A 17016-nucleotide genomic window follows, 5' to 3' on the forward strand; every position below is an offset into this window, starting at 1 on the left:
AATCCGCGGGGCCGACCGCTCCGAATCCCTTGGTCACGATTCTGTGTAGGCCTTGAGTGATTCGGCGGGCTGGTGCGTACCGGTGGGAGCAAGGAGTAACCCCACCCACACTCAACGGCACGAGGTTTCCGCATGAGGTCCTTGGAGAGGCATCGCGACGTCGGCGCGTACGCGCTCGGCGTGCTGGACGAGGCGGAGGCCTTCCGCTTCGAGGACCACCTCATGGAGTGCCCCAAGTGCGCGGCACACGTGACCGAGTTCGGTCCAGTGACCCGTCAGATGATGCTGTACCGCCGGGCGACACCGCGGACCGTGCATCCGATGGCCCAGCCCGGCCCCCAGCTCCTGAACCGACTCCTCGGCGAGGTCGCGACCCGGCACCGGGCACGCCGCAGGCGCCTGCTGTACGCGGTGGCCGCCTCGGTGGTCCTGACCGTGGGCGGTTCCAGCCTCGCGATGACGGCGGGCGGAGACGCGGCGCGGACCACGAGCATCGAGGCCACCGACGCCCGCTCCGGGGTGTGGGCCCAGGTCACCACCGAGGACGAGGACTGGGGCACCCAGGTCGAGCTCAGGGTCAAGGACGAGTCCGGCCCGCGTGCCTGTCACCTCGTCGCGATCAGCCACGACGGCAAGGAGGAGACCGTCACCGGCTGGAACGCCACCGGGCACGCCACCAGCGACAACACGATGATGGGCAGCTCCACCTTCCACTCCGACCAGATCGACCACTACGAGGTCAGGACGTCCGCCGGGGACCATCTCGTGACGCTGCAGCCCAGCTGACGGCCTCCGGTCACTTGAGCAGTCTCGACAGCCTCCGGTCCGCCAGTGGTCTGCCGCCCGTCTGGCAGGTGGGGCAGTACTGGAGGGAAGAGTCGCTGAAGGAGACCTCCCGGATGGTGTCGCCGCAGACCGGGCAGGGATCGCCGGTGCGGCCGTGGACGCGCAGACCGGACTTCTTCTCCGACTTCAGGCGGCCCGCCGCCACACCCCTCGAGCGTTCCACCGCTTCGGTGAGGGTCGTACGCAGGGCCCGGTAGAGGGTTTCCGTCTCCTCGGGGGTCAGGGAGGCCGCCAGTTTGAACGGGGACATTCTCGCCGCGTGCAGGATCTCGTCGCTGTAGGCGTTGCCCACGCCGGCGAGGAGGGCCTGGTCGCGCAGGGCGCCCTTCAGCTGCCGGCGCTCGTCCTTCAGCAGGGCCGCGAAGCTCGCCCCGTCGAAGTCCTCGGCCAGCGGGTCAGGGCCCAGCCGGGCGATACCGGGAACCTCCTGGGGATCGGCCACCACGTACACCGCGAGACGCTTCTGCGTACCCGCCTCCGTGAGGTCGAAGCCCGCGCCGGTCTCCAACGCCACCCTCAGGGCGAGGGGGCCCTTGCCCGGACGGGGCGGGCCGTCGGGCAGGCGGTCCTTCCAGTGCAGCCAGCCCGCGCGGGCCAGGTGGGTGACGAAGTGCGGGCCGCCGTCCGTCTCCAGGTCGAGGAACTTGCCGTGGCGGTGCACGGCGATCACCTCGCGGCCCTCGACGGCGCTGAGCGGAGGGTCGTACGTCTTCAGGACGCTGATGGCCACCGGCAGCACGCGCACCATCTCGTGGCCGACCAGGTTCTCGGTCAGGAAGTCCTTGAGCGCTTCCACCTCGGGGAGTTCCGGCATAGGTCCAGAGTGCCATCGGGGGCCGCCGTGGTCAGGTCAGGGCCGCTCCGGTACGACGAACTCGCACCACACGCACTTGCCGCCGCCGCGTGCCTCCACGCCCCAGACGTCGCTCAGCAGGTCGACCAGGAACAGGCCGCGGCCCGAGACCCCCGACTCGCCCGCCTCCCGGCGGCGCGGCAGGGCGCTGGAGGAGTCCTCGACCTCGACGCGCATCCGCCGGTCGGAGCCGGTCAGGACCCGCAGGGTGACGATCGCGGCGCCCTCGGTGTGCATCAGGGCGTTGGTGATGAGCTCGTCGGCGACCAGTTCGATCTCGTCGGAGCGTTCCCGTGCGCCCCAGGTGCCGACCGCGGTCCGGATCATGTGCCGGGCCTGGGTGAGGGCCTCGGGGTCCCCGGGTGCCACGTGCTGCCGCAGGCGGCTGCCGGACTGCGGGGCGTCCTGGTCGCGGCGGCGCAGCAGGAGCAGGGCCACGTCGTCGTCGCCGGCGCGTTCCTCGGCCACGTCGATGAGCCGGTCGGCGAGTTCCCAGACGTCGACGGGACCCACGGCGATGAGGCGCGTGAGGGTCCGCATGCCGTCGTCGAGGTCGGCGCCGGGCTCCTCGACCAGGCCGTCGGTGCACAGCAGCAGGGTGCCCCCGGGATCGAGTTCGAGGGTGGCGACGGGATAGTCGAGCTGCCCGAACTCCGCGGACAGCCCGAGCGGCAGCCCCCCGTCGACGGTCACCCGGCGGCAGCTGCCGTCGGCGCGGCGGACCAGCGGGTCGATGTGGCCCGCGCGCACGACCTGGACGACTCCGGTGGCCAGGTCGGCCTCGGCGTACAGGCAGGTCGCGAAGCGGTCGGTGTCGAGCTCGTGGAGGAAGACGGAGGCGCGGGCCATCACCGTGGCCGGGGTGTGGCCTTCGGCGGCGTAGGCCCGCAGGACGATCCGCAGCTGGCCCATCACGGCGGCGGCGTGGGTGTCGTGGCCCTGGACGTCGCCGATGACGGCGCCGACCCGGCCCCCGGGCAGCGGGATCAGGTCGTACCAGTCGCCGCCGATGTCCCGCCCGAGAGCCCCCTCGGCGCTGGCGGCCCGGTAGCGCACAGCGACGTCGGCGCCGGGGACGCTCGGGATGGTCCGCGGCAGCATGGCCTGCTGGAGGCCGGTGGCGAGGTCCTTCTCCTGCTCGTAGAGCATGGCCCGCTGGAGGCTCTGGGCGATGCTGCTGCCGAGGGCGATGAGGACGTTGCGGTCCTCGGGGGTGAAGCCGTACCGGTCGCTGTAGAGCAGGCCCATGGCGCCGATCGGGCGGGCCTCGGCGATCAGCGGGAGATAGGCGGCGGAGGTGATGTTGAGGTCGGTGATGTGCGGCCACAGGATCGGGTAGCGGTCCGCGAACTCCTCCGGCGACTCGATGAACCGGGGGCTGAGCGTGCGCACGGCCTCGCTCATCGGGTACGGCTCGTCGATCCGGGTGACGTCGGTGCCGGGCACGAAGCTGCCCGCGGGGCCCTCGGCGATCAGCCGGATGCGGCCGGCCTCGACCAGGCCCATGACGAGGCTGGTGGCGCCGAGGTGGGTGAGCCCGTGGGTGTCCTTGAGGACGTCGATGACGTCCTGGACGGTCCGGGCGTGGGCGAGGGCGGCCGTGGTGAGCTGGACGACATTGGTCTGCCGGCGCCTGGCCTCGTCCTGGGCGGCCTGCTCCCGGCGGGCTTCCAGCTCGCCCATCTCCTGGGTGGCGTCACGGACGATCCCGACGATCCGGCGCGGGCGGCCCGACTCGTCGCGCCGGATGTAGCCCTGGGTGTGGGTCCAGCGCAGGGTGCCGTCACGGCAGCGGATACGGAAGTAGGTGCCGTAGTTCTCGCTGCCGTCCTTGATCGCCTGGGCGACCAGGGCATCGAGCCGGTGGGCCTCGGCCGTGGGCACCCGTACGGCGAGGCTCACGGGGTTGTCGTCGTACTCGTCGGGGCGCAGGTCGAAGACTTCGTGGGCCTGGGCGTCCATGTGGAACAGACCGGTGTCCAGGTCCCAGTCGAAGCTGCCCATGCGGTTGAGCGCCAGGATCGGATCCGGGTGGGCGGGCCAGTCGTCCGGGAGTGACAGGGCGCTCGCTCCCCGATCAACCATGGGCCCACCTTGCCAGGATTTGCCCGATTCTTCGACCGGGGGCTGCGGGGCCCGGCTTCTCGGCAGCCGTCAGGCACCGAGGACGTCGGCGGGACTGCCCGGGACGGCGCCGGCGCCGGCGCCGGTCGGGGCATCGGGATCGTCGGGGATCAGGCCGCCGCCGTCCGGCAGGTCGGGGGTGTCGGGGACTGTCTCGGGGCCGATATCGGGGCCGGTCTCGGCCTCGGGGTCCCCGGGGACGGTCGTAAAGTCGTCCCCCGGCGGGGCCACGGGCGTCCTGGGCCGCGTCGTGGACGGCGGACCGGGCGGCGGGCTGGCGGTGGCGGCGGGCCCGGGACCTTCGGCGGCCGTCAGGCACCGAGGACGTCGGCGGGACTGCCCGGGACGGCGCCGGTCGGGGCATCGGGATCGTCGGGGATCAGGCCGCCGCCGTCCGGCAGGTCGGGGGTGTCGGGGACTGTCTCGGGGCCGGTCTCGGCCTCGGGGTCGCCGGGGACGGTCGTAGAGGTGTCCTCCGGCGGGGCCACGGGCGTCGTGGACGGCGGACTGGGCGGCCGGGTGGCGGTGGGCGGGACGGGGATCGTCGGGGTCGCGCGGCCCGGTGCGGGCCTCCTCACCGGGTCGTCGCCCGGGGTCGCCGTAGGAGTCAGCGGTTCCCCTGCCGGCGCGGTGACGGCGTGATCGTGCCGGCAGTCGTGGTCGATCCGGCGTTCGATCCAGGAGTGGTCGACGAGGTCGATGATCGTGAGGTCGGTGAGGACCTGCTCGCTGGGGGTCACCTCGACCACCTGGTCGGGCCGGTATCCGGGCCACGGCCGCCCGCCCGCGACCGCGCCACCCCGCATCGCCACGGGCGGCGTCAGGGGGTTGCCGCCGGCGCAGCGGACGCGCGGGACGCCCCGGTGGTCGACGAGGACGGCGGTGCCCGCCTGGAGGACGGACAGGAAGCCGCTCGCCCGGCCGCCGCGGTAGCCGTGGTCGGTGACCCGGGTGTCGGCGCGCAGGACGACCGGGGCGAGCCCGCGCAGGTAGTCCGGGACCGAGGCCGGGGGGACGCCCGCGGCCTGCGCGAAGGCGCTCGTCCTGGACCGGTCGGTGGTCAGGTCGTCGATCTGCCGTCCGACGTCGCAGCTGCCGACGCGCTCGCTGCCGCCGTAGAGGCCCGGCAGGTCGCCGGGGACGGTCCGTGGGGCGGGCGAGTCCCGCTGGGGCGTTCGGGTGAAGGGCGGTGGCGTGGTCACCGAGGAACGGGTGAAGGGGTTCGGCCCCTGGGCCGCCGCCGGCTGCGGCAGAAGTGCGCCGCTCACCCCGGCGGTGTTCGCGCCTCCGTCACCACCGCATCCGGCAACGAGAAGCGCCGCCGCGAGCGCGCAGGCCGACGCGAGGGTTCGGGTGGGTGTCCGCACCACGCTCTCCTGTCCGTCCCGGGCGGTTCGTCGCTATTGTCTTCTTCGCCCACTCGGGTTACGCAAGCGCAGGGGAGGTACACGGACCGTCACACAGGGTTCGGCCGGACAATGGAGGCAGGAGAGCACGGCCGTGGACTGGTTCACCGCACCCGAGTACTGGCTGAGCCGGCTGGTCTTCCAGCGGGCTCTGGCCGGGCTGTACTTCGTCGCGTTCCTGGCGGCGGCCCTGCAGTTCCGGGCGCTGCTCGGGGAGCGCGGAATGCTGCCGGTCCCGCGTTTCGTGGCACGGGTGCCCTTCCGGCGTGCGCCGAGCCTGTTCCAACTCCATTACTCCGACCGGTTCTTCGCCCTCTGCGCGTGGACGGGCTGCGCGGTGGCGGTCGCGCTGGCCGCGGGCCTCGACTCCCGGCTGCCGCTGTGGGGCGGGATGCTGCTGTGGCTGGTGCCGTGGCTGCTGTATCTGTCGATCGTCAACGTCGGCCAGACCTGGTACGGCTTCGGCTGGGAGTCCCTGCTGCTGGAGGTCGGCTTCCTCGCGGTGTTCCTCGGCAACGACGAAGTGGCCCCGCCGGTCGTCGTGCTGTTCCTGCTGCGCTGGGTCCTGTTCCGGGTCGAGTTCGGCGCGGGGCTCATCAAGATGCGCGGCGACGACTGCTGGCGCAAGCTCACGTGCCTCGACCACCACCACGAGACACAGCCGATGCCCGGTCCGCTGAGCTGGTTCTTCCACCATCTGCCGAGGCCGGTGCACCGGATGGAGGTGGCCGCGAACCACGTCACGCAACTCGCCGTACCGTTCCTCCTCTTCACCCCGCAGCCGATCGCCACGGCGGCAGCGTCCCTGATGATCGTGACCCAGCTGTGGCTGGTGCTCTCGGGCAACTTCGCCTGGCTGAACTGGATCACCATCGTGCTGGCGGTGCCGGCGCTGGAACTCCCGGGCGACGACCCCGACCTGCCCGCCACCCCGCTCTGGTACGAGGCGGTGGTCATCGCCGTCGCCGCGCTCCTGCTCACCCTGAGCTACCACCCGGTCCGCAACATGATCTCCCGAAGCCAGATCATGAACCGTTCCTTCGACCCGCTCCATCTCGTCAACACCTACGGCGCGTTCGGCAGCGTCAGCCGGGTCCGCCACGAGGTGGTGGTCGAGGGCACCGCCGAGGACGTACCCCGCAGGGACTCCGAGTGGAGGGAGTACGAGTTCAAGGGCAAGCCGGGCGATCCACGGCGCTGGCCACGCCAGTTCGCGCCCTACCATCTGCGGCTGGACTGGATGATGTGGTTCGCCGCGCTGTCCCCGGCGTACGCGGGGGCGTGGTTCGGCACGATGGTCGAACGGCTCCTGGAGAACGACCCGGCCACGCTGGGACTGCTGCGCCACTCCCCGTTCCCGGCCGACTCGCCGCCCCGCTACGTCCGCGCCCGCCTCTTCCGGTACCGGTACACGACATGGCGGGAGCTGCGGGAGACGGGGGCGTGCTGGGAGCGGACGTATGTGCGGGAGTTCCTGCCGCCCACCCGGCTGGCGCAGCCGGCCCGGCAGAGTCAGAGGCCGTAGGTCCGGGTGGCCGTACCGCCGAAGACCTCGGCGCGTTCCGATGGGCCCAGGCCGAGGGTGAGGTCCCGTGCCGCGGACACCACCTCGCCGTAAGTCGCGGCGAGCGTGCACACCGGCCAGTCCGAGCCGAACATCAGGCGGTGCGGGCCGAAGGCGTCCAGGACCGTGTCGGCGTAGGGGCGCAGGTCGTCGAGGGTCCAGGCTGCGAGGTCCGCCTCGGTGACCATGCCGGAGAGTTTGCAGACGGTGTTGGGCAGGGCGGCGAGGGCGCGGACGTCGGTCGCCCAGGGTTCCAGGGTGCCGGAGGCGATGGGGGGTTTGCCCAGGTGGTCCAGGACGAAGGTGAGGTGGGGCAGCGACTCGGCGGCCTTGACGCAGGCGGGCAGTTGGTGCGGGAGGACCACCAGGTCGTAGACCAGGCCGGCGTCCGCCAGGGCGGCCAGGCCCCGGCGTACGTCCGGCCGCAGCAGCCACTCGGGATCCGGCTCGCCCTGGACCTGGTGGCGGATGCCCTTGAGGCGGGTTCCGCCGGGGAGTTGCCGCAGCCGGGCCAGCTCGTCGGCGACGTCGGGGCGGGTCAGGTCGGTCCAGCCGACGACGCCGGCGATCAACTCGTGGCCGGCCGCGAGGGCGAGGAACTCCGGGGTCTCCTCGGGCACGGTGACCGTCTGGACGAGGACCGTGCGGGCGACTGACGCCGCTGCGGCCTCGGGTGCCAGGTCCGCCATCGTGAAGGTCCGTCGCAGCGGGCTGTCCGGGGTGATCCAGTCCTGGTCCCGCACCGACAGGTCCCACACGTGGTGGTGCGCGTCGACGACCGTCACGGCAGCTCCCACACGACGGGCAGACCGGCGTCGGCGCCCTCGTCGGAGTAGTCGTGCACCACGTCGAGGAGTTCGGCCATGCGGGCCTGCCAGGCAATGTTGACCGGCAGTTTCTCCAGTTCGGCGATCATCGCCGGGTAGTCCTCGACCTCGAGGAGGTGGAACAGGTCGGTGCCGCTGCGCCAGATCGTCCACTGGCTCACGCCCGCGGCGCGGATGGCTGCGGTCAGTTCCTCCGGGACCTCGCGGTGGGCGGCCTCGTACTCCTCGACGCGGTCCGCGCGGACCTTGGTGTGCAGGGCGACTCTCATGACGGCTCCTCGGTGGTCAGGAGACCGGTGTCGCGCAGTTCCTGCCAGAAGGCAGGGGGCACCGGGGTCGCGAACTGGTCGGCGGCGTCCCGTACTTCGGCCGCCGAGCGGGCGCCCACCAGGACGCTCGCGACGGCGGGGTGGGCCGCGCAGAAGGCGAGGGCGGCGGCCCGCAGGCTGATGCCGTGCCGCTCGGCGACCTCCCGCATGCGCAGGGCGCGCTCCAGCAGGTCCCCGGGGGCCTGCGCGTAGTTGTACGTCGCTCCCGGTCTCGGATCGGCCAGCAGCCCGGAATTGAAGGCACCGCCGATCACCACGGAGACGCCCCGCTCGACGGCGGCGGGCAGCAGTTCGGTGAGCGCGCTCTGGTCGAGCAGGGTGTAGCGGCCGGCGCACAGCACCACGTCGACGTCGGTCTCCCGGACGAAGCGGGTCAGCATCCCGGCCTGGTTCATGCCGGCGCCGATCGCCCCGACGACACCCTCGGAGCGGAGCTTCTCCAGGGCGGGATAGCCCTCGCGGAAGGCTTCGTCGGCGTGGTCGTCGGGGTCGTGGAGGTAGACGACGTCCACGCGGTCGAGGCCGAGCCGTTCGAGGCTCGCCTCAAGAGTGCGTCGTACGCCGTCGGCGCTGAAGTCCCAGACCCGGCGGTGGGTGGCGGGGACCGCGAAGCCGTCGGCGAGGTCGTCGCCGCCGTCCCTGGACGGCTCCAGGCGGCGGCCGACCTTCGTGGACAGCGTGTACTCCGAGCGCGGAAAGGCGCTCAGGGCCTCCCCCAGCCGGCGTTCCGACAGTCCGAGACCGTAGTGCGGGGCGGTGTCGAAGTAGCGGATGCCGCTCTGCCAGGCGGCGGCGACCGCCTCGTGCGCCTGCTCGTCGCTCACCTCGGTGAAGAGGTTGCCGATGACACCGGCGCCGAAGCCGAGCCCGCTGACCCGGACCCCGCTGCTGCCGAGGGTGGTCACTGTCCCACCGGCCGCAGGCGCAGGCCCTGCATGCCGCCGTCGACGGCGAGGGAGGTGCCGGTAGTGGCGCCGGAGAGCGGGCTCGCCAAGTAGGCGATGGCGCCCGCGACCTCGTCCGCCGAGACCAGGCGTCCGGTGGGCTGGCGGGCCTCCAGGGCGGCCCGCTCGGCGGCCGGGTCGGGGGCCTTGGCGAGGAGGCGGCCGATCCACGGAGTGTCCGCGGTGCCGGGGTTGACGCAGTTGACGCGGATGCCCTCGCGGACGTGGTCGGCGGCCATGGCGAGGGTCAGGGAGTACACGGCCCCCTTGGTCGCGCTGTACAGGGCCCGTTGCGGCAGGCCCGCGGTGGCCGCGATGGAGCAGGTGTTCACGATCGCGGCGTGCGCGGACTCGCGCAGGTGGGGCAGGGCGGCGCGGGTCACCCGGACCATGCCGACGACGTTGACGTCCAGGACGCGGTGCCATTCCTCGTCGTCGTTGTCCGCGACGGTGCCCTGGGCGCCGATGCCCGCGTTGTTGACCACGACGTCGAGTCCGCCGAGGTCGGCCACGGCGGCGGCCACGGCCTCGCGGACCGAAGCGTCGTCGGTGACGTCGGCGCGGTAGGCCAGCAGCGGCTTCTCGACCGAGGAGGTGTCCAGATCGAGGACGGCGACCTGTGCGCCGCGTGCGACGAGGAGTTCCGCGGTGGCCCGGCCGATTCCGGAGGCACCGCCGGTCACCAGGGCCTTCAGACCCTCGAAGTCGCTCATGCCGCCTGCCCCTTCTTCTGTGTGTCGTCGGCGAGGTCTTCTGCCCAGAACCCGCCGTCGGGGAACGTGTACCGCGCGATGGACTCCGGGCGCATGGCGGCCGAGAAGCCCGGCGCGACGGGTGCCGTGTAGTGGCCTTCCCGGATCACCACGGGATCGAGGAAGTGGTCGTGCAGATGGTCGACGTACTCGATGACCCGGTTCTCGGTGGTGCCGGTGACGGCGACGTAGTCGAACATCGAGAGGTGCTGGACGAGTTCGCACAGGCCGACCCCGCCCGCGTGCGGGCAGACCGGCACGCCGAACTTGGCCGCGAGCAGCAGGATGGCGAGGTTCTCGTTGACGCCGCCGACACGGGCCGCGTCGATCTGCACGACGTCAAGGGCACCGGCCTGGAGCAGCTGCTTGAAGACGACCCTGTTCTGGACGTGCTCGCCGGTGGCGACCTTGACCGGGGCGACCGCCTTGCGGATGGCGGCGTGGCCGAGGATGTCGTCGGGGCTGGTGGGCTCCTCGATCCAGTACGGGTCGAATTCCGCGAGCGCCCCCGTCCAGCGGATCGCCTCGTCGACGTCCCAGCGCTGGTTGGCGTCGATCGCCATGCGGATGCCGGGGCCGACGACCTGGCGGGCGACCCGGCAGCGCCGTATGTCGTCCTCCAGGTCCGCGCCGACCTTGAGCTTGATCTGCCTGAAGCCGTCGGCGACGGCCTGGGCGGCGAGCCGGGTGAGCTTCTCGTCGTCGTAGCCGAGCCAGCCGGCGGAGGTGGTGTACGCGGGGTAGCCGGTCGCGAGGAGCTGTGCCGCGCGCTCGGTGGCACCCTCCCGTCCACGGCGCAGGATCTCCAGGGCCTCCTGCGGGGTGAGCGCGTCCGTGAGGTAACGGAAGTCGACCTGGCTGACCAGCCACTCGGGCTCGGCGTCGGCCAGCAGCCGCCACAGCGGCTTCTGGGCGCGTTTGGCGGCCAGGTCCCACACCGCGTTGACGACCGCGCCGATCGCCATGTGCATCACGCCCTTCTCGGGGCCGAGCCAGCGCAACTGGCTGTCGCCGATCAGGTCGCGGTTCAACGTCCCCGGATCCGCGCACAGTTCGTCGACGGACCGTCCGACCACATGCCCGCGCAGCGCCCCGATCGCGGCGACCTGGACCTCGTTGCCCCGCCCGATGGTGAAGGTGAATCCGTGCCCCTCGTGCCCGTCGGCCGCGTCCGTGCGCAGCACGACGTAGGCCGCCGAGTAGTCGGGGTCCGGGTTCATCGCGTCGGAGCCGTCGAGCTCGCGCGAGGTGGGGAAGCGGATGTCGTAGGTGTCTACCGCGGTGATGCGGGCGGGGGACGAGGACACGGAAGGCCTTTCGGTAGGTGACGGGCGGGTGGGGCTCAGTCCTGGGCGCGCCCCGTCGTCACACGGGCGATCATGAGGGCGACCAGGATGATTCCGCCGTAGATGGCCTGGATCCAGAAGGACGGCACCTGGGCGAGCGTGAGCAGGTTCTGTACGACACCCAGCAGGAGTACGCCGGTCAGGGCGCCGAACATGGTGCCCTTGCCGCCGTCGAGGCTGATGCCGCCGATCACCGCGGCCGCGAACACCGTGAAGATCATGTTCTGGCCCTGGTTGGCGCTGATCGCGCCGACGTAGCCGGTCTGCATGATGCCGCCGACGGAGGCGAGAACGCCCGCCACGACGAACACGCCGAGCATCACCCGTTCGACGCGGATGCCGGCGGCGCGGGCCGCGTCGGCGTTGCCGCCGATGGCGTACAGGGAGCGGCCGATGCGGTGGTACTTCAGGACGAAGCCGGTGACGGCGAAGGCGACCGCGGCGAGCCACACCGACATCGGGATGTTCAGGAAGGTCGTCGTGGCCAGGGAGTAGAAGCTGTCCGGCATGCCGAAGAGGGTCTTGCCCTTGGTGGCGCCGACGAGCAGTCCGCGCAGCACGATCAGCATCGCGAGCGTGACGATGAACGCGTTGAGCTTGAACTTCACGACCAGGATGCCGTTGAAGGCGCCGACCAACGCGCCCACCACGAGGACCGCCAACAGGGCGAGCGCGGCCGGTAGTTCGGTGCCCCAGCCGGACTGGGCCGCGGGCAGGACGAGAAGCGCTCCCACTGCCGGGGCGATGCCCACGACCGACTCCAGGGAGAGGTCGAACTTGCCGGTGATCAGCACGAGCGACTCGGCCAGCACCACCATCGCCAGGGCCGCCGAGGCACCGAGGATGGAGATCAGGTTGCGCTCGGTGAGGAACGAGTCGTTGACGAACGCGCCGAGCACCATGAGCAGCAACAGCGCGGGGACAAGGGCGAGTTCGCGGGCGCGGCGCAGCAGGACCGTCCGGGCCGCCCGCACCTCGGGCACCCGCACCTGCTTCACCGGCGGAGCCTTGGTGTCAGCCATGGTGGTCCACTCCTTCGATGGAGGCGATCAGCTCGTGGTCGCGCCAGCCGGCCGGGTGCTCGGCGACCACGCGGCCGTGGAAGAGGACGAGGACGCGGTCGCAACGGCGCAGGTCGTCGAGTTCGTCGGAGACGACCAGGACCGCGGTGCCGTCCTCGCGGGCGGTGTCCACGCGGGAGAGCAGGGACTCCTTCGACTTCACGTCGACGCCCGCGGTGGGGTTGATCAGGACGAGCAGGCGGGGGTCGGAGGCGAGGGCGCGGGCCATGACGACCTTCTGCGCGTTGCCGCCGGAGAGGTCGGAGACGGCCTGCTCGGGGCCCTCGGTGTGGATGTCGAGGCGGTCGATCAGCTCCGTGGCGAAGCCGCGCTTGCGGTCGGTGCCGACGAAGCCGTAGCGGCCGAGCCGGTCCAGGACGCTGAGGGTGGCGTTGTCGCCGATGGTCATGCCGAAGACCAGGCCCTGGGCGTGCCGGTCGCGCGGGACGAAGCCGACGCCCGCCTTCAGGCTGGCCTGTACGTCGCCGAACGGCAGTGGCCTGCCGTCCAGTCGGGCCGTCCCGCCGGTCGGGGTGTGCAGTCCCGTGAACGACTCGGCGAGCTCGATCTTGCCGCTGCCGCTGATGCCGGCGAGTCCGACGACCTCACCGCGGCGCACGGTGAGGTCGACGTCCTGGTAGGCGTCGGAGGTGAGGCCCCGGGCGTCCAGGAGGACAGGCGCGCTCTCCTCCACCTCCCTGAGCTGTACGGCCTGTTCGGCGATGGTCTCGCCGGCCATGGCCTCGATCAGGGCGGCCCGGGGCATGTCGGCGACCGGGGCCGTGGTGATCCAGCGGGCGTCCCTGAGGACCGTCACCGTCTGGCACACCTCGTACACCTCCTGGAGGTGGTGCGAGATGAACAGGAAGGTGACACCGGAGTCCTGGAGCGTCCGCATCCGGCCGAAGAGCCGTTCGATCTCCCGCTTGTCGAGCTGTGCGGTCGGCTCGTCGAGGACGATGAAGCGGGCGCCGAAGCTCAACGCCCGGGCGATCTCCACCATTTGGCGGTCCTCGACCTTGAGGTCGGCGGTGCGCGCCTCCGGGTCGACGCCGACGTCCCAGGTGTCGAGGAGTTCGGCGGCCTCCTTCTTCAGGCTGCGCCAGCTGATGAACCCGCGCCGCAGCGGCTGCCGGTTGATGAAGAGGTTCTCGGCGACCGTCAACTCGGCTACGACGGTGGGCTTCTGGTAGACGCAGGCGACCTTGCTCCGCCAGGCGTCCCGGTCGGTGAGCGGGGGCGCGGGCTCGCCGTCGAAGCGGACGGTGCCCTCGTCGGGGGCCTGGAGGCCGGTGAGGATCGTGACGAGGGTGGACTTGCCCGCCCCGTTGCGCCCGACGAGGGCGTGGGACTCGCCGGGCATTACGGTGAGGCGGCCGTCCGCGAGGGCGGTCGTGGGGCCGTACCGCTTGACGACCCCCTCGGCTTCAACCAGTGGGGTGCTCATTTGACCGTGTTGCCCCACAGCTTGGGGTCGTCGACGTTGTCCTTGGTGACCAGGGGCGCGGGCAACTGGTCCTCCAGGATGCCGCTCGACAGCTTGACGATCGTGGAGTCGTGGTCGGTCGGCCCGGGCTTGAAGGTCTTCCCCTGCATCGCCGCCTTGATGTAGTACATGCCGTACTTGGCGTACAGGTCGGCGGGCTGGGAGACGGTGGCGTCGATCTCGCCCTTGCGGATCGCGTCGAACTCCTGCGGGATGCCGTCGTTGGAGACGATGGCGATGTGGCCCGCCTGCCCGGCCTTCTTCAGCATCCCCTTGGACTTGAGGGTCTGCAGCGTCGGCGCGAGGTAGACGCCGCCGGCCTGCATGTAGATGCCCTTGATGTCGGGGTTGGCGTTCAGGAGGGTGCCCAGCTGCGAGGCGGCCGCGTCGGACTCCCACTTGGCGGGGATCTCCAGCACCTTGAGCTTCGGGAAGTTCTTCTTCACACAGGCCCGGAAGGCCTCGGAGCGGTCGCGTCCGTTGACCGAGGCCAGGTCGCCCATGATCTGCACGACCTTGCCGGAGGGGATCTGCTCTCCGAGGTACTGGCAGGCCTTCTCGCCGTACGACACGTTGTTGGCCCGTACGACCATGGCGACCTTGCCCTTGTCGGGGGCGACGTCGACGGCGACGACCGGGACGCCCTTGCGTTCGGCCTGGTCGAGGCCGGCCTCGATGGCGGCGCTGTCGAGCGGGGCGACGACCAGGCCCTTGACGCCCTGGTTGAGCTCGTTGTTGATGTCGGTGATCTGCTGGGAGGGATCGCTGTTGGAGTTGACCGTCTTCAGCGTGTCGACCCCCTCGGACTTGGCCATCTTGGGCACGTAGTCGTTGTACGACTGCCAGAACGGCGAGGTCAGCAGCGGCAGGATCACGCCCACCTTGCCGGTCCCGTCGCCTCCCTCGGTGCCGGCGCTGCCGGTGTCCTTGGTGCTGCCGCACGCGGCGAGCACCAGCGAGGCGCTCGCGGCCGCGGCCACCGCACCGATCCGAATTCTGTTCCGCTTCCCCACTGTCCTGCCGGGCATCTGGCGGCTCCTCATCGAGCGTGGTTCGCATGATCAAGCACGAGCGTGTTCGAGCAGTTGACGGCATACTTATCAGACCACTCGCCCTTGGCAATACCCTCTGACGGCAGGTTTTCCCGACTTTCGGCCATAGTGGTCCGACCACATCGCCGGTTAGACTGCGGCGCACCCGGTGACCGGCACCCGGTGAGTGGAGGAACGGCGTGGACGAGACAGCCCCGCAGAAGGGCACCGTGACGCAGCGCGCCATCGAGCAGATCAAGGCGATGATCGGCGGGGGCCGACTGGAGCCGGGCCAGCGGCTGCCGACCGAGCGCGATCTCGCGGTGCAGCTGGGCATCTCCCGCAGTTCGATGCGGGAGGCGATCCGCGCGCTGACGGTCCTCGGGGTACTGGAGGCCCGGCACGGCTCGGGCATCTACGTCACCCAGCTGGAGGCCGGCGACCTGCTGGAGACCTTCGGCGTGGTCGCCGACCTGTCCCGGGGCCCGCAGCTGGTGGAGCTCCTGGAGGTGCGCCGCATCCTGGAGTCGACGGCGACCGCGCTGGCCGCCGCCCGCATCACACCCGATCAGCTCGCCGAGGTGGAAAAACACCTCACGGCCATGAACGCCACCGACGACCCGGAGGAGATCCTCGCCCACGACCTGGCCTTCCACCGCGAGATCGCGGTGGCCGCCGGCAACGACACCATGGCGGCGATCCTGGAGGGCCTGTCCTCGCGCACCTTCCGGGCCAGGGTGTGGCGCGGCTACCAGGAGGAGGGCGCCTTCGAGCGCACGCGGCGCGAGCACGCGGCGATCCACCGCGCCCTGGTCGCCCACGACCCGGAGGCCGCCCGCGCGGCTGCGGCCGCCCATGTGGGCGAGGTGGAGGAGTGGCTGCGGGCGCAGCTCGGGGCGTGACCGAGGTCGAGGTGTAGGCGCGCGGTCGGCTGCGGCGACCGGAAAGCCCATGACGGCGACGCCTGCCTCCACGGCCCCCCCATCTCGTTCGCGTCGGAACGCCGACACCCGGGAAAACAAGCGGCCGTGCCGGGAACAGCCGGTCCGTCCGGCACGGTTGCACCGACCGAGGGCCGATACGGGCCCCTGATCGCGGTGCGCCCGCCGCGCTTTTGGATCAAGACGTATGTCTGCAGGAGGACTTTTCCATGACTGACCGGCCCTTGACGCTGATGGCGGTACACGCCCACCCCGACGACGAGGCCACCGGAACCGGCGGGGTCCTCGCGAGGTATGCGGCGGAAGGCATCCGCACGGTGCTCGTGACCTGTACCGACGGCGGCTGCGGTGACGGACCCGGGGGCGTCAAGCCGGGGGATCCCGGGCACGATCCCGCGGCGGTCGCCTCGATGCGCCGCCAGGAGCTCGAGGCCAGCTGCGAGGTCCTGAAGATCAGCGATCTGGAGATGCTGGACTACGCCGACTCCGGAATGGCGGGCTGGCCGAGCAACGACGCGCCCGGATCCTTCTGGCAGACCCCCGTGCAGGAAGGCGCGGCCCGGCTCGCGGAACTCATGCGGCACTACCGGCCCGATGTGGTCGTCACCTACGACGAGAACGGCTTCTACGGTCACCCCGACCACATCCAGGCCCACCGCATCACGATGGCCGCATTGGAGATGACCGCGCTGACGCCGAAGGTGTACTGGACCACGATGCCCCGCTCGATGATGCAGCGGTTCGGGGAGGTCATGCGCGAGTTCCAGGAGGACATGCCGGAGCCCGACCCCGCCGAGGCCGCCGCGCTGGCCGAGATCGGCCTGCCCGACGACGAGATCACCACGTGGGTGGACACCACCGCGTTCAGCGGCCAGAAGTTCGACGCGCTGGCGGCGCACGCCAGTCAGGGCGAGAACATCTTCTTCCTCAGGATGGGCAAGGAGAGGTTCGGCGAGTTGATGGGCACCGAGACGTTCGTCCGTGTCCAGGACGCCACGGGCGCGGCCCTGCCCGAGAAGGATCTCTTCGCCGGCCTGCGCTGATGCGCGTGCCGAGCGCTCGTCACTCGTCGAAGCGGCGGCGCGCGGCCTCGATGTGACCGAGGTACTGGTGGGTCCAGCCGCACATGCCGTCGACCGTGGCGCGCAGGGCCTGGCCCGGCTCGGTGAGGATGTACTCCACGCGTGGCGGCACCGTGGGGTACACCTTCCGCTCGACCAGGCCGTAGCGCTCCAGCATGCGCAGGTTCTGGGTGAGCATCTTGTGGCTGACGCCCTCGACCTCGTGGCGCAGCTCGCTGAAGCGCAGGGTGCGCTCCCCGAGCGCCTCGATGATCAGGAACGCCCACTTGTTGGCGACGTCCGAGAAGATCTCCCGCGCCAGCGAGTCGGCGCGCCTCAGGTCCGCGTCTTCGGGCGAGCCCGTGTACTGCTTGGCCATCCGGCCACTCTCCTACGGTTTCCGAGTCACCACAAGAGAGCACGTGGACGAGGACCCGCCCGCATG

The 17016-nt window shown here is 71.2% G+C and carries 16 protein-coding genes; 4 read left to right on the forward strand and 12 right to left on the reverse strand.

Annotation, left to right across the window (positions count from 1 at the left end; translation table 11 throughout):
• The first annotated feature begins 132 nt into the window (after positions 1-132).
• Positions 133-786 (forward strand): zf-HC2 domain-containing protein, encoded by a 654-nt coding sequence (locus tag ACZ39I_RS08500; protein ID WP_467243694.1) that lies wholly within the window; start codon positions 133-135, stop codon positions 784-786.
• A gap of 10 nt (positions 787-796) precedes the next feature.
• On the opposite strand, the gene ACZ39I_RS08505 is transcribed toward ACZ39I_RS08500, so the two are convergent.
• The 3 genes from ACZ39I_RS08505 to ACZ39I_RS08515 form a co-directional block, all read right to left on the reverse strand.
• Positions 797-1660, reverse strand: coding sequence for an Fpg/Nei family DNA glycosylase (locus ACZ39I_RS08505; RefSeq protein WP_467243695.1), 864 nt, complete (start codon positions 1658-1660; stop codon positions 797-799).
• Between the two features lie 36 nt (positions 1661-1696).
• The gene (locus ACZ39I_RS08510) at positions 1697-3784 is read right to left on the reverse strand and encodes a SpoIIE family protein phosphatase (RefSeq protein ID WP_467243696.1); all 2088 of its coding nucleotides are present in this window, start codon (positions 3782-3784) and stop codon (positions 1697-1699) included.
• A gap of 350 nt (positions 3785-4134) precedes the next feature.
• Positions 4135-5190 (reverse strand): DUF6777 domain-containing protein, encoded by a 1056-nt coding sequence (locus ACZ39I_RS08515; protein WP_467243697.1) that lies wholly within the window; start codon positions 5188-5190, stop codon positions 4135-4137.
• A gap of 133 nt (positions 5191-5323) precedes the next feature.
• Here ACZ39I_RS08515 and ACZ39I_RS08520 point away from each other — a divergent pair, with 133 nt between their 5' ends.
• Entirely contained in the window at positions 5324-6754 is a 1431-nt protein-coding gene (locus ACZ39I_RS08520) for a lipase maturation factor family protein (protein ID WP_467243698.1), read from the forward strand.
• Here the strand turns inward: ACZ39I_RS08520 and ACZ39I_RS08525 are convergent.
• The 8 genes from ACZ39I_RS08525 to ACZ39I_RS08560 are packed head-to-tail and all read right to left on the reverse strand — an operon-like array spanning position 6742 to position 14566.
• Positions 6742-7578 (reverse strand): amidohydrolase family protein, encoded by an 837-nt coding sequence (locus tag ACZ39I_RS08525; RefSeq protein WP_467243699.1) that lies wholly within the window; start codon positions 7576-7578, stop codon positions 6742-6744. The two genes, ACZ39I_RS08520 and ACZ39I_RS08525, sit on opposite strands and share 13 nt — an antisense overlap.
• Positions 7575-7889 (reverse strand): L-rhamnose mutarotase, encoded by a 315-nt coding sequence (locus tag ACZ39I_RS08530; protein ID WP_403654334.1) that lies wholly within the window; start codon positions 7887-7889, stop codon positions 7575-7577. Before ACZ39I_RS08530 ends, ACZ39I_RS08525 begins: the two co-directional genes overlap by 4 nt.
• A complete protein-coding gene (locus ACZ39I_RS08535; RefSeq protein ID WP_467243700.1) occupies positions 7886-8854 on the reverse strand; it encodes an aldo/keto reductase in 969 nt (322 codons plus the stop codon). Before ACZ39I_RS08535 ends, ACZ39I_RS08530 begins: the two co-directional genes overlap by 4 nt.
• Positions 8851-9606 (reverse strand): SDR family NAD(P)-dependent oxidoreductase, encoded by a 756-nt coding sequence (locus ACZ39I_RS08540; protein ID WP_467243701.1) that lies wholly within the window; start codon positions 9604-9606, stop codon positions 8851-8853. The genes ACZ39I_RS08535 and ACZ39I_RS08540 overlap by 4 nt, the downstream gene beginning before the upstream one ends.
• Positions 9603-10952: an L-fuconate dehydratase gene (locus tag ACZ39I_RS08545; protein WP_467243702.1), complete on the reverse strand. Its 1350-nt coding sequence runs from the start codon at positions 10950-10952 to the stop codon at positions 9603-9605. The genes ACZ39I_RS08540 and ACZ39I_RS08545 overlap by 4 nt, the downstream gene beginning before the upstream one ends.
• 35 nt (positions 10953-10987) lie before the next feature.
• Positions 10988-12013, reverse strand: a complete 1026-nt coding sequence (locus ACZ39I_RS08550) for an ABC transporter permease (RefSeq protein WP_352384452.1) — start codon at positions 12011-12013, stop codon at positions 10988-10990.
• Complete coding sequence (locus ACZ39I_RS08555) at positions 12006-13499, reverse strand: sugar ABC transporter ATP-binding protein (protein ID WP_467243703.1); 1494 nt, start codon at positions 13497-13499, stop codon at positions 12006-12008. The genes ACZ39I_RS08550 and ACZ39I_RS08555 overlap by 8 nt, the downstream gene beginning before the upstream one ends.
• On the reverse strand, positions 13496-14566 hold the full coding sequence (locus ACZ39I_RS08560; protein ID WP_467243704.1) for a sugar ABC transporter substrate-binding protein: 1071 nt from the start codon (positions 14564-14566) through the stop codon (positions 13496-13498). The genes ACZ39I_RS08555 and ACZ39I_RS08560 overlap by 4 nt, the downstream gene beginning before the upstream one ends.
• Before the next feature lie 203 nt (positions 14567-14769).
• Here ACZ39I_RS08560 and ACZ39I_RS08565 point away from each other — a divergent pair, with 203 nt between their 5' ends.
• Together ACZ39I_RS08565 and ACZ39I_RS08570 are read left to right on the forward strand one after the other, a co-directional pair.
• Positions 14770-15471 (forward strand): FadR/GntR family transcriptional regulator, encoded by a 702-nt coding sequence (locus ACZ39I_RS08565; protein WP_352384446.1) that lies wholly within the window; start codon positions 14770-14772, stop codon positions 15469-15471.
• A gap of 248 nt (positions 15472-15719) precedes the next feature.
• Entirely contained in the window at positions 15720-16553 is an 834-nt protein-coding gene (locus tag ACZ39I_RS08570; RefSeq protein WP_393597675.1) for a PIG-L family deacetylase, read from the forward strand.
• 19 nt (positions 16554-16572) lie between these two features.
• On the opposite strand, the gene ACZ39I_RS08575 is transcribed toward ACZ39I_RS08570, so the two are convergent.
• Positions 16573-16950 carry a winged helix-turn-helix transcriptional regulator gene (locus tag ACZ39I_RS08575; protein ID WP_467243705.1) on the reverse strand — a complete coding sequence of 126 codons (378 nt, stop codon included), beginning with the start codon at positions 16948-16950 and terminating at the stop codon, positions 16573-16575.
• Positions 16951-17016 lie beyond the last annotated feature (66 nt).

The sequence above is a fragment of the Streptomyces sp. NPDC024687 genome, assembly GCF_055559055.1.